This window comes from Bacillota bacterium (assembly GCA_024655925.1).
GTDB lineage: Bacteria > Bacillota > DTU025 > DTU025 > JANLFS01 > JANLFS01.
The window spans coordinates 1-12,273 of record JANLFS010000071.1; the positions used below are offsets into that span (position 1 = coordinate 1).

The window sequence follows — 12,273 nt, forward strand, 5'->3', positions numbered from 1 at the left end:
CAATGCGCAAGGTTGTGCTTCCCACGAAGCTTACAATCCGCAAGTCGTGTAAGGCGATGACCACTACTATTCTGGGGAGGAGTGCAAGGTGCAGCTCAGAGAGGTGACTGTCAAGGCCATCCGTCCCACGCAGGAGAACTTCGCGAAGTTCGGGACGCTGATCGAGCTTCCGAAGTCTGCCCCTTCAGTATCGGCGCCCGGAGTGCTCGACTACTGGGACAAGGGCGTCAAGCTCGACGTCGGCGGCGGGAATCCTGAACTAGGCTTCCTCACCACCAGGTTCCGGCCTTTCGAGTTCACTACCGTGGAGCGTCACGTAAAGAGCGATGAAACCTTCATCCCTCTCGAAGGCAAAGCGTGTGTGTTCGCCCTGGCTCCCGCATCCGACCCTCACAAGAACCCAGACATGCCCGACCCCGATGAGGTAGTGGCCTTCATCCTGGACGGATCGGTGGCGGTCAACCTCTCGGCCGGCGTGTGGCATTGGGCTCCCTTCCCCTCGGCTGAAAACATCAACTTCGTGCTGGCGCTCAGAGACGGCACAGTGGAACACGACATCGACCTGAAGGACACCGCAGTGAACATGGGCATCACGTTCAAGGTGGTGCTGTGTCATAGCACGATTCCGGAAACTGGCCCAGATTGGAGTTGGATGCAATGGCTGAGGTCGTACTCGAGAATGTGTGTAAACGATACGGCAACAACGAAGCCGTGAAAAACGTATCGTTCAACTGCGAGGACGGCGAATTCGTGGTGCTCTTGGGTCCCTCAGGCGCCGGAAAACCTCCACTCTGAAAATGATAGCGGGGCTTGAGAAGATCACCTTCCGGCCGAGTGCTTGTGGGCAATACCGTAGTCAATAATCTTGAGCCCAGGCAGAGAGACGTGGCAATGGTGTTCGAGGACTACGCGCTCTATCCTCATATGTCCGCCTATCAGAACATCGCCTCTCCACTTCACGCTGCCGGCATAGCCGCAAGCGACATTGATAAGCGCGTTCGGGAAGTAGCCCGGATGCTCAAAATCGAAGATTTGCTGGAGAGAAGACCGGCTTACCTCAGCGGAGGTCGGCAGCAGAGAGTGTCGTTCGGCCGGGCCTTGGCCAAGAAAGCCAGTGTCTACCTTGTGGATGAACCCCTGAGCCATCTCGACGCTCAGACATGAGATGCGCGGAGAGCTCTAACGAATTCACTCACAGCTCAACGCATCTACAATATGCGTCACCCATGATTTCCGCGAAGCCCTAGCCCTCGCTGACCGGGTAGTAGTACTGAACAAAGGGGTAATACAGCAAATAGGCACTACTGACAAGGTTCATGATGAGCCGGCCAATGAATGCGTGGCTGACCTAATCGGAGAACCTCCGATGAACCTGATAGATTGCATGGTGGTTGAGGACAAGGGCCGTCTGTGCTTCAGCTTCGACAGCGTATCGGTGCCGGTTCCTCCCCATGCAAGCAAGGTCAAAGGTCTCACGCCCCCGCCCGCCCATGTCAAGCTCGGCATTCGCCTGTGGGCTCATGGCTCACAGGCGACGAAGACCTGCAGGCCGAGGTATATGTACTCGAACCTTTGGGCGGTCTCTCCATTCTCACAATCAAGCTAGGGTCCAACCGTGTGAGAATACGCGTATCTGCCGGCTTCAGTGCCCAGATCGGCGACCCAGTATGCGTCAGGATGAACCCCGACAAGATACGGGTTTTCCACGCCTCCTCAGGTCAACGCCTGGTGTGAACACTGGCCCCGGGACGGACATGATCATTCTCACTTCAAGGGAGAGCTGCCGATGGGTACTGTGCTGCTCAAGGACGTTTGGAAGAAGTACGGCCAGGTGGAGGCGGTCAAACACCTCAACCTAAAATGCGAAGAAGGCGAGTTCCTGGAACTTCTCGGCCCATCCGGGTGCGGGAAGAGCTCCACGCTCAGAATGATCGCCGGTCTTGAGAAGGTGTCCCAAGGGATAGTGCAGATCAATGGGCAGGTCGTCAATGACCTTGAGCCCAGGGACAGGGACATAGCCATGGCCTTCGAGGCCTATGCCCTGTACCACCATCTGACCGCTTATGACAACATCGCCTTCCCCCTCAAGGTGAGGCGGACGAAAGCTCAGGAAGTTGGTCGTCGTGTGCGGGAGATCTCGAAGACCCTTGATATTGAGGACGTGTTGGATAAGCTGCCCTACAATCTCAGCGGAGGCCAGCAGCAGCGCGTTTCCTTTGCCCGGGCCATGATGCGACCGGCACAGGTCTATCTGATGGATGAGCCCTTATCGCATCTCGATGTCAAACAGAGAAGTCAGCTCAGAAGCGAGCTCAAGCGCTTTCATAGTCTCAGGAAGCCTCCATCCTGTTCATCACCCATGACCAGATCGAGGCCATGGCCATGGCGGACCGCATAGCCGCGATCAACTTGGGTGGACTCCAACAGGTGGGGACGCCATACAAATGGTTCAACCGGCCTCGAAACCTCTTCTTCGCCGACTTAGTGGGCGAGCCTCCCATGAACCTATTGGACATCAAAGTGGCCAAGGCTGACGGCGGTATCGTCCTCGGGGGCTCGGGACTATCGCTCAAGGTCACCGACCCTCGTATCTGCGAGGTTGCAGCGAGTGTCATGGGCAAACCGGTCGTGCTGGGGATCCGACCCATTCACCTTCAGCTTCACACATCGTCGCCGTCCGCCAATGCCGTGCCGGGAACGGTGAGCTTGTTCGAGGACCTTGGCGACTCCGCGATAGTCGGCGTGCAAGTTAACGGTCTCTTGATCCGTGCCGAGACATCCTCCGAGAGAAGAGCTCACATAGGGGATAAGGTGTTCCTGGATTTCCCCGCTGACTGACTGCAGTTGTTCGATAAGGATTCCGGTCTAAACGTGCTCTGCTAGGGTTCGATATACCGATTGCATGAGACCGCGTCCTGTTCAACAGGGTCTGACTTGCCCCCAGGTACAAGTCCAAGACGGGAGGTGAGCCCTGGGCCTCAAAACTCAATCTGTGTGGCGCGGTCTGGAAGTGCCAGGTCAGGATGCCCATGGTGGAATCAGATTGACTGGAGGGTGAATGCAATGCTACGCAGGACCAGCAGGATTGCGCTCATAGCCGTAGCGCTTGTCTCGCTCTTGACAGTCACTGGCGCTTCCGTCTCTGGGCAAGCTAGAAAGCCTTTCGAAGGTGTCAGGATCGTAGTGTTCGGCGATGCCGGCCATAACCTTAATCCGCTGGAATGGTACAAGGACAAGATCCGCGAAGAGTACGGCATAGTCATAAGCGATGTGGCGGGCGTGCCGTTCACCAATGTGTATGAGAAGCTCAAAACCGAGTTCGTGGCAGAGACAGGAGCCTACGACCTGGTCATATTCTACCCCGCGTACCTGGGCGAGTTCGCAGGCCTGGGATATCTCAGACCCCTCGACGATTTCGCCGCCAAGTACGGCCCGAAGCTCGACGACGTGTCAACCGGCGTGCGCGAGCTGAACATCAAGTACGGCGGCAAGCTCTATCCCTTGCCCTATGACGGCGATGTACTCAACCTCTATTACCGCAAAGACCTGTTTTCACACCCTACCCAGGTCGCGGCGTTTCGGAAGCCTTGGCGGAGTGTACTTCAACCGCGCCCTGAGCGGACAGATGACATCCAAGGCAGCTCTTGACGCCGCAGCCAGGGAGTGGGAGCAGATAACCCGTCGCCTCGGTGCAGCCAAGCAGAAAGAAATCTACCAGCAGGCCATTGAGACCTGGAGGGAGCTTGGAATCTGGAAGTAAGGTCACGCCAGGGGGCCGCTCATCCGAGCGGCCCCCATCGGAACCCCTTGGAGGCTCGGTGGCATCCGTCCCTTGAAAGGAGAGGCACGGCAATGAGTGACCCCGTCTTTCCCGCAGTTAGGCCCAAAGACTTCGGCCTGTGGCTAGACAGGCGACTCCCCGTGCTGTTTGTCGCGCCGGTGGTTGGTATACTGCTGCTTCTGGCCATTGGCCCGTTGCTCTTCATCTTGATAACGAGCTTCACATCATGGGAGCTCGTATCCGCAGCCTCGCCGCAGTTCATCTGGTTTGAAAACTACGCGAGGATGTTCACCGACAGCAGGTTCTGGAACGCAGTTCTCAACACCTCCATATTGCTGATCGCGGGAGTCGGCCTACAGCTCTTACTGGGGCTGAGCACGGCACTGCTTCTCAACCGTGATTTCCGCCTGAAGCGACTGGTCACCTCGGTGTTCCTGATACCCATCACCATAGCCCGGTGGTCGTGGGTTTCCAGTGGCGCATCATATATCACGAGTCCTTCGGGCCTCTGAACTACATCATCCGAATCCTGGGCCTCGGGAATGGCTTCGCCTGGCTTGCCGATACGCGCACGGCCCTTCTGTCCATACTCATTGCCGAGGTGTGGCAGTGGACTCCGTTTGTGACTGTGCTGCTTCTAGCCGGCCTGCAGTCTATATCGCCCAGGGTGTATGAGGCGGCCAATGTGGACGGCGCCCTGCCATCTCAGGTTTTCTGGAAAGTAACCTTGCCGCTGCTCAAGCCCGCGATCATAATAGCGGCGCTGTTCAGGGTCATGGACGTGTTCAAAATCTCTGACCTGGTATTCCTGCTCACAGGAGGAGGTCCCGGGTCCGCGTCCGAATCCCTGTCCCTCTATACATGTATAAACGGCTTCCGCTATTTCAGCATGGGCTATGCCACTGCCCTGGCCGTCATACAGCTAGTAATCGTCACCGTCATATCCATGCGGCTTGTTAAGTTCATGAAGACTTGGAGGGCTTAGGCATGGATGTTGTGGAGACCAGGCGCGAGAAACCCCGGAGGACAATCGCGGTCTACTTTGCCTTGGGCGTTCTGCTGCTTGTGAACCTATTCCCCGTCTACTGGATGTTCGTGGGCTCGCCGAAGCAAAGAGGCGAGTTCTACGCTTCCCCCGGTTTTCGTCCCGAGCAAGCTTGACTGGAACAATTTCTCAAGGGCTCTTGGCCGCGGAGGGGCAAAGGGCATCAAAGACAGCCTCATAGTCGCCGGCAGCGGAGCCTTGTTGTCTATAGCCTTGGGATCGCTCGCCGCGTACAGCATAGCCAGGTACAAGACCGGGGACGAGAATCTCTCCTTCTGGATACTGTCCATACGCATGGCGCCGCCTGTGGACGAGGTGCTCCCCATATTCGTGATCATGAGATTTGCCAGGCTCATAGACTCCTATGCCGCCTTGATACTGACATACTTCCTGTTCAACCTGCCCTTCGCGGTCTGGCTCATCAAGGGCTTCCTTGAGCAGATCCCATGGGATATCGAAGGGGCCGCCCTGGTCGACGGGTTCAACCGTTTCCAGGTGTTCCGCAGGATAGCCTTGCCCCTGGCAGTACCTGCCCTAATAGTCACAGGGTTGTTCTGTTTCATCTTCTTGTGGAATGAATTCCTGCTCGCCCTGGTGCTTACCAGGTCCCGGGTGGTTACTCTACCTGTGGTGATCTCAGGCATGGTAGGAGGACATGAGATAATGTGGGGAGAAACCTCCGCCCTGGCCGTACTGACCTCCCTGCCTGTAGTTGTACTGGCACTGCTCCTCCAAAGGTATTTGGTCCGGGGTCCGACTCTGGGCGCCATGAGGGGATGAGCCGTCTCCTACAGTAGTATGTAAAGCCATATCATGATCGTATAAGAGGTGGCCTATGGTGAACCAAAGATCCAGAATAACAGTTGTAGGCAGCTTCATGACGGATCTAATGTCAAGAACTCCCAGGCTTCCCGTGGCCGGAGAGACGGTCATGGGTGGGCGGTTCAAGATGGGTCCCGGAGGCAAGGGCTCCAACCAGGCAATGGCAGCAGCAAGGCTAGGCGCCCAAGTGTGCATGGCGGCGTCCCTTGGAACCGATGCCTTCGGAGACCTGGCATGTCAGAGCCCAGTCAACGCAGGTATATGCACGGACTGGGTTAAGCGCGTCAACACAGCGCACACCCGGGCCGCCCTCATTATCGTGGATGAGGTTAAGGCCGAAAACATGATCGTTGTAGCCCCGGGCTCCAATAGCGAGCTCGGGCCCGACGATGTGGATGAAGCCAAACAAGACATCCTTGGATCCGACTATGTCCTACTGCAGTTGGAGATACCTCTGGAGACCGTGCAGCATGGTGTGGATATCGCTCATGCCAATGGAGTGAAGGTCATACTTAACCCCGCGCCAGGTCGTGCTCTTCCTGATGAGTTGCCCGAAAAGGTTGGAGCGCTCACACCCAATGAGACCCAGGCCACAGCCATAACCGGCATGCCGGTAAACGACGTAGGCAGCGCCGAGCAAGCAGCGAGGGCTCTCCTGGGACGCGGATGTAGGACCGTAGTCATGACCCTGGGCTCGGATGGTGCGCTTGCGGTGACCCCCGAGTCTACAGATCATGTGCCCGCATTCAAGGTCAACGCTATCGACACTACGGGCGCGGGAGATGCTTTCAGTGGCGCCCGTGCCGTGGCCCTGGCTGAGGGTCTTCCCCTGGTGAACTCAGTCAGGTTCGCCAATGCCGCGGCTGCACTCTCTGTGACCAAGGTGGGAACCTCGGTGGCTATGCCCATGGGACAAGAGGTAGAGGCGTTCATGACTTCATAGCAGGCCTGCTGCAGCCGATCAGCCAATTCGCCGACAGGCATACATGTCATCTGGGTAGGAGCGGGAGGGCGGCTCCCGCCCTCCCGTCGCCGCCGCTGATTACCGCCGAGGAGCTTGCAACAACCCCCGCTACAAGTTATATTGAGCGTGTCGGATGCCCGGCACATACTTGTCCATGGGGGTCTTCAGTTGAGTCCAGCGTCGGTATCGGTCGTCAGGTGCTCAGGCTACGATGTAGAACGCGTTCGGGATGCGGTCCACTCCGTCCTCGCGCCTCTTGGGGGCATGGAGTCGTTCGTCCACCCCGGGCAGACAGTCCTCATAAAACCCAACCTGATAGGCGGCGCGCCGCCGGAGAACGCTGTCACCACTCATCCGGCAGTGCTGAGAGCGGTAATCGAAGAGATATGGGGCTCGGGAGGCACTCCCGTAGTGGGCGAAAGCCCCGCATATGAGAGTTTTGAGTCGGCGGCGAGGAAATCCGGCCTGCTGCAGGTCATGGCGGAGCTAGGGGTGGAGCACGCACCTTTCAGTGCATCCCGCGAGATCGAGATCAGCCCTGTGCGCGTAATCCCGAGGATTCCGGTTGCAGCTCCGGTCCTGGACGCGGACGTAATCATAAGCCTGCCAAAGCTCAAGACGCATGGCCTTGTATCATACACCGGATGCGTCAAGAACATGTTCGGGGTGGTCGTCGGAACCGCAAAGGCCAAGTTTCACTTGAGGTTCCAGGACCGCGACGTCTTTTCATCGTTCCTCGCGGAGATCTACGGGCATGTGAAGCCCGATCTTTCCATACTCGACGGCATCCTCGCAATGGAGGGCAACGGGCCCAGGAACGGCAAGCCCGTGCCCATGGGAGTACTCCTGGCAGGAGCGGATGGGGTCGCCGTGGATGCCGTGGCCTGCGCCGCGATTGCGCTCGATCCTCGGGATGTTCCCCCGGTGGCGATCGCGGCCGATTTTGGGTACGGCGTCGACCGGCTTGAGGACATAACAATACACGGTCCGGAGCTCTCCGAGATCGTGTGGCGCGGGTTCGATGTCCCGCGGTCCGTGAGGCCCTCGCTCAGACAACGCGCCATGTCTGGGAAGATAGGCCGGGCGCTGCGAAACGCCCTGACCACGCGCCCATCGGTTATCAGACCCTCGTGCGCCGGTTGCAGGTTGTGCGCAAGAGCGTGCCCAGCCGGGGCCATCACGATCGCAGAGGGCAAGGCCCGCATAGACCTGGATAAGTGCATCAGATGCTACTGCTGCCAGGAGCTGTGCGAGCACGAGGCCATCGTCCTCAGCACCCCTCCTCTGGCGCGGCTGCTGAGATAGGGTGCGGACCAGGCATTTGCGGCCGGCGCGTCAGTCAAGGAATCCAAGGAGATCCGACCAGTCCTCTTCATCCCCGGGATCTGTCTCGCGCAGAGGCTCCGACTCGACGTTCGGCCCGAACCCGCACAGGGGCGAGTATGGGCAGAGTGAACACTCTTCGCGCCTCTGGGCGGGAGAGTTGTCGAGGTTCGCGCGGGCCGCCCCGTGCGCGAGCGTGGACAGCCGCTCATGCGCTTGGGCTAGTTCATCCTCTGAGTAAACGGTCTCAAACACTTCGTCAGGCGCAAGGAAATGAAGTACGGTCCGGACCCGGGCAACGCCGAAGCTTCGAGACGCTGCGAGCGCGTAGGCGTCCAGTTGGACTCTGTACCTTGCCGCTGTTTCCGCGACGTGCGCCGCGTCGATCCTATTGGTCTTGAGGTCCACGACGACAGCTTCCGCCCCTCGGCGGACCAGGCGGTCGACCACCCCGACCACGACAAACGGGTCGAGCCTCAGCGCAAACTCCGCCTCTCGGCGGATCTCGGCGGATGGCGTGATGGGGAACCTCGCCAGGTGCGCTCGGACCATCGGCGCAAGGTCCGAGCAGAGCTGGCAGGCGCACTCGGGCGGCAACCCCAGTGTCTCGATCTCAGCGCGAAGCAGTTCGTCCGCCTGCTCCGGCTCGCGTATCCGCTCACAGACTGCATGCACGATTCCGCCTCTCTGTGCGGCGGATAGGGCATCAACCGGGGCCGCATGCTCATCAAGCCCACAGCTGAGGTCCTGAGGGGTTATGTAGGGCAGGCGGTACCGGTACTCGTAAACGTACCGCCTGGCACAATGCTCATAGCACATGAGCGCGGACACCGACACCCGCCCCCCGCCGGGCGCCGCCGCTGCCTGCGCCGGAGCGGCCAGCGGGGCGATTTCCTTGAGAGAGACCCCGTCACCACGCAGAATTGCCCCGTCTCCGGTGGAGCCCCCCGAGCCGGGGAGAGCAGCGCCGCCCGGTGGAACACCGTAGCCTGAGAGAACGCCGCCGCCGGGGAGGGCGCCACCGTTTGAGCCGACGTCGCGAGGCGCGGCACTGTGCCGGGACACGATGATCCGGCCACCGCCGTCCGGCAGTTCGATCTCAGCCCCGCGCTCATCCACGTCAGGCGGTATGAAGTCGCCCACGACTGACAATATGTGATCTAGCCAGGTTCCTTTCCCGTTCGACCCGATGTGGGTTCTGCCCCGGGATGGTCGCTTCGGGACTCCGCTCACAACCAGATAGTCAGCCGCCCTGGTCAAGGCCACGTACAGGCACCGGCGGCTCTCCTGTTCCTCCCCTCTATGAACGGCCTCACATATCGCCGCGGCCGAGGCGGCCACGGCCCCCCCGGGAGAAGCGGCCGCGCAGTCGATTCCCACTCCGAGGTCGGGGTCGAACCAGATCGCTCTCTTTTGCCGCCTGACAGCGCCCCGCCCAGTTTCGGGCACGAACACCACTGGGAACTCGAGGCCCTTTGCCTTGTGAACAGTCATGATCCTGACGGTGTCCCCGGACTCCTCAAAGACCGCCGCCTCCGCCTCTTTCGCGGCGCTGTCTTGGGCATAAGACACCTCGTCCATGAATTCCCGAAGGCTCGTGAACCCAGCGTTGGGATCCTCCGCCATGCCCACTAGCTTGCTCAGGTTGCCAATGGCTTGGACTCCGTCAGGCCTGGTGGCAAGATACTGCTCGATTCCTGTCCATTCGATTGCAGATCGGACCAGACGGCCTACGGGCATCCGCCCCACTGCCGCGCGGAGCCTGCCGATGACCTCCGAAGCGAACTCCAGCTTCCATCTGGCCTCCTCCGGCGCCGCATCCACCGCGCGGGAGAGCCCCGGCCCTGAAAGCGCCTGGTTGAGGTCTCCTGCGACCCGCACCATGGTGAGCAAGAGCCCATCGTCCATGGCGAACATGGGGGACCTCAGGCACGACGCCAAGGATATGGCGTCGGCGAGATCGTCCGCCGCCCGCAGCAGATTGAGGACCCAGTCAACTTCCGGCCTGCCGTAGAACCCAGTCCCGCCCACGACGAAGTAAGGAATGCCGAATTGCGCGAACGCCCTTTCGTAGATCTTTACCGAAGTCATCGCGCGCATGAGCACCGCTATGTCCTTGTATCCCACAGGACGCGGGACATCGGGGGCATCTTGCCCCGCCCTCTCGCAACAAAGGAGCTCGCCTTCCCTGACCATCCTGGCTATCCTCGCTGCGACCACCTGGGCCTCAAGTTCGGCCGCGCTCTCCCTCTCGCCCGGCTGTTCGGGCTCCGATCCCGGATCCCCTCCGGCCTCTCTGGGCATCACCAAAGCCAGTTCGAACCTGGGGATGTCCCCTGCTCCGCTCGCGGTCCGCCGGTGCTCCGCCTGGGTGAACCCTTGCTCCGCTAATACTCGGTCAAACAGGAAATTCACGACTTCGACCAGGCTCTTCTGGGTGCGGAAGTTCACGGCGAGCTCAAGAGGGCGCATTCCCTCCCGTTCAGCTCCCTTGACAGCCTGCTCGAAGACCTCCACGCGGGCGCCGCGGAATCTGTAGATCGACTGTTTTGGATCGCCCACGATGAACTTGCGGTTCCCAACCTGCTTGCCCACGACGAGGGAGACTATCTGGTCTTGCAAGGCGTTCGTGTCCTGGTACTCGTCCACCATGACGAATCGATACTGCCTGCCACACTCCTCGCCTGCCTCCGTATCCCGCAGCAGGTCCCTTGCGGCGAGCTCCACCGCGACGAAATCCATCATCACGCCGTTTCCTCTTGCCCTGGAGTACTCGTCGTCTATTACTCGGCTTGCGCGGAAGACCGCCCGAATAAGCGCTCGGTCGTCAGGCTCCGAATCCCCAAGGGACGCAAGGGTGCCCGACTCGAACTCGGAGAAGTCCTGTCCGGTCAGGCGCATGCTCGAGTAGAACCTCTCGAACTCGCCTACGAGCGGGGCGAATCCGACCTCCAGAACGAGCTTACGGATGTGTGGATCCCCCTCTTTGAGCATGCGGACAAGCGCGGCGCGAACAGAGGCGCGCAGGATTCGCTTGGCCTCGAGTTCATCCATGATCACGAACTGCGGATCCACCCTGGCCTCAATCGGATGTTCGCGCACTAGCTGAAGACAGAACGAGTCTATCGTGCATATCCGGGCAGACGGCACCCTCCGTCCGAGGCCACGCCAGTACCGGGCGTCCTCAGGCGTCGCAGCGGCGCGCTCCCGAGCGGATATCTCCTGCCAGACGCGACTCTTCATTTCGCTCGCAGCCTTCTCCGTGAAGGTGATGGCGATGATTTCGTCGATGTCGGCGGCGCGTGTCGCAAGCGCCTCCACATACCTTCCGACCAGCACTCGAGTTTTGCCTGATCCTGCCCCCGCGGTAACGACCTGGCTTTCGGAGAGGCTGGTTACTGCCGCTCTCTGTTCCTTCGTGTAATCAGTCAACGGCGTCACCTCCATGTCGGACCGACCGTGGCCCCCCGGCGCCCCGCGGTTCTGCACCGGCCTGCTTCGCCCCGGCGACCGCTGGATCGTACCCACATACGCCTGCGAATCTGCACCGCTGTGGGTTGCACTTCCTGGGAGCTATTCGAAACCGCCCGGACCTGACAGACTGCGTGATCCTGACTGCTTCGGACTTGACGCTCTCAAGGAACTCGCATAGACCTTCACAAGTGTATTTGCCCTTTCTCTTGGCGCCCGCCCTCAGACTCGCGGCATAGTCTTTCAGCCAAACGCCGCTTTCCACTTTGCGGTTGGCGATACTGTAGTAGCATCCGCCGACGACTTGGCCGCCCTCTCGACAGAGGATCTCTTGGGCTGCAAGGATGTACAGGGGTATCTGCAGAACCGCCAGGCTCTCGATGTCACCCGGATCGGGGGTGGACGCGGACTTGTAGTCGTACACCGCGAGAACGCCCCCGGGTCCGCGGTCGATCCGGTCGATTCGCCCCCGCACCAGCGGGCCGTCGGGGTTGATCTCAAGCGCCTGGACCCCGTCCGTCCCGAAATCCCACTCAAGGTAGGCCGGGGCCCACATGCCCTTCGTCGCCCTGGAATGCTCGACCTCCTCCGAAATGACCAGGCGGAGTTCATTCTCGATGGCCTCTTGCTCCACCGCCCATGCTTCCTCGGGAAGCTCGGTTCTGCTGATGTCCACCTTCGAAAGAACGGCCCGTGAGATCTCGTGAAGCCTGACTAGGCAGGCGTCGATATCCGAATCCGCGAGAGCCTGGCCTGACGAGGCCTGGAAGAACCGGGCCAGAATCTCGTGGCGCGCGCTCCCCACGTCAAGCGGGGTGACCTCCTCGGGAAGATCTTCTGCGGCGCGCAACCCCAGAACGTACTGGC

At 60.1% G+C, this 12,273-nt stretch carries 13 protein-coding genes; 11 read left to right on the top strand and 2 right to left on the bottom strand.

Annotated elements, in window-relative coordinates:
• The first annotated feature begins 88 nt into the window (after positions 1 to 88).
• The 11 genes from NUW23_11160 to NUW23_11210 all read left to right on the top strand — a co-directional run bounded on the left by NUW23_11160 (position 89) and on the right by NUW23_11210 (position 7,917).
• Entirely contained in the window at positions 89 to 715 is a 627-nt protein-coding gene (locus NUW23_11160; GenBank protein MCR4426722.1) for an ureidoglycolate lyase, read from the top strand.
• A gap of 95 nt (positions 716 to 810) precedes the next feature.
• Positions 811 to 1,164 carry an ATP-binding cassette domain-containing protein gene (locus NUW23_11165; GenBank protein MCR4426723.1) on the top strand — a complete coding sequence of 118 codons (354 nt, stop codon included), beginning with the start codon at positions 811 to 813 and terminating at the stop codon, positions 1,162 to 1,164.
• A 622-nt stretch (positions 1,165 to 1,786) separates the two neighbouring features.
• Positions 1,787 to 2,398 carry an ABC transporter ATP-binding protein gene (locus NUW23_11170; GenBank protein ID MCR4426724.1) on the top strand — a complete coding sequence of 204 codons (612 nt, stop codon included), beginning with the start codon at positions 1,787 to 1,789 and terminating at the stop codon, positions 2,396 to 2,398.
• A complete protein-coding gene (locus tag NUW23_11175; GenBank protein MCR4426725.1) occupies positions 2,383 to 2,838 on the top strand; it encodes a TOBE domain-containing protein in 456 nt (151 codons plus the stop codon). The genes NUW23_11170 and NUW23_11175 overlap by 16 nt, the downstream gene beginning before the upstream one ends.
• Positions 2,839 to 3,063: 225 nt before the next feature.
• Positions 3,064 to 3,648 carry an extracellular solute-binding protein gene (locus NUW23_11180; GenBank protein MCR4426726.1) on the top strand — a complete coding sequence of 195 codons (585 nt, stop codon included), beginning with the start codon at positions 3,064 to 3,066 and terminating at the stop codon, positions 3,646 to 3,648.
• 204 nt (positions 3,649 to 3,852) lie between these two features.
• Positions 3,853 to 4,293, top strand: a complete 441-nt coding sequence (locus NUW23_11185; GenBank protein ID MCR4426727.1) for a hypothetical protein — start codon at positions 3,853 to 3,855, stop codon at positions 4,291 to 4,293.
• The gene (locus NUW23_11190) at positions 4,245 to 4,766 is read left to right on the top strand and encodes a sugar ABC transporter permease (GenBank protein ID MCR4426728.1); all 522 of its coding nucleotides are present in this window, start codon (positions 4,245 to 4,247) and stop codon (positions 4,764 to 4,766) included. Before NUW23_11185 ends, NUW23_11190 begins: the two co-directional genes overlap by 49 nt.
• A 2-nt stretch (positions 4,767 to 4,768) precedes the next feature.
• On the top strand, positions 4,769 to 4,942 hold the full coding sequence (locus NUW23_11195) for a hypothetical protein (GenBank protein MCR4426729.1): 174 nt from the start codon (positions 4,769 to 4,771) through the stop codon (positions 4,940 to 4,942).
• Positions 4,943 to 5,027: 85 nt separating this feature from the next.
• A complete protein-coding gene (locus NUW23_11200; protein ID MCR4426730.1) occupies positions 5,028 to 5,606 on the top strand; it encodes a carbohydrate ABC transporter permease in 579 nt (192 codons plus the stop codon).
• A 55-nt stretch (positions 5,607 to 5,661) separates the two neighbouring features.
• On the top strand, positions 5,662 to 6,591 hold the full coding sequence (gene rbsK / locus NUW23_11205) for a ribokinase (protein ID MCR4426731.1): 930 nt from the start codon (positions 5,662 to 5,664) through the stop codon (positions 6,589 to 6,591).
• A gap of 189 nt (positions 6,592 to 6,780) precedes the next feature.
• Positions 6,781 to 7,917, top strand: a complete 1,137-nt coding sequence (locus tag NUW23_11210) for a DUF362 domain-containing protein (GenBank protein ID MCR4426732.1) — start codon at positions 6,781 to 6,783, stop codon at positions 7,915 to 7,917.
• 30 nt (positions 7,918 to 7,947) lie between these two features.
• Here the strand turns inward: NUW23_11210 and NUW23_11215 are convergent, their stop codons facing one another.
• Positions 7,948 to 11,367: a UvrD-helicase domain-containing protein gene (locus NUW23_11215; GenBank protein MCR4426733.1), complete on the bottom strand. Its 3,420-nt coding sequence runs from the start codon at positions 11,365 to 11,367 to the stop codon at positions 7,948 to 7,950.
• A partial coding sequence (locus NUW23_11220) for a PD-(D/E)XK nuclease family protein (GenBank protein ID MCR4426734.1) occupies positions 11,360 to 12,273 on the bottom strand: 914 nt, incomplete at its 5' end. The genes NUW23_11215 and NUW23_11220, both read right to left, overlap by 8 nt.